A 272-nucleotide genomic window follows, 5' to 3' on the forward strand; every position below is an offset into this window, starting at 1 on the left:
GCTATCCTACAGGGGCGAAGATAACAGCACGTTTACGTGAAGAGAAGCAATTGTCGAAAATTGAAGCGGAACGACTCGTTTCATTCACTAATAATTCCAGCCCACTATTTATTTTCGGTGCAATTTCCGCTGGTTTTTTCCATGATTTAAAGCTAGGAGCACTTTTAGCAGTATGTCATTATACAAGTAATGCAATGGTTGGAATTTGCATGCGTTTCTATGGAAGAAAGGAAGAAGCAACAGATCGCAAAAAAACGAGCAAACAGAAAGTT

General features: G+C 39.3%; 1 pseudogene. It reads left to right on the forward strand.

From position 1 onward, the window contains the following. Nucleotides 1-272 (forward strand): annotated as a pseudogene (locus Q4550_RS23485) (sporulation integral membrane protein YlbJ); the annotation flags it as partial.

Origin of the sequence: Anaerobacillus sp. 1_MG-2023 (assembly GCF_030547345.1) — a bacterium.
In the GTDB taxonomy this organism is placed as follows: domain Bacteria; phylum Bacillota; class Bacilli; order Bacillales; family Guptibacillaceae; genus Guptibacillus; species Guptibacillus hwajinpoensis_B.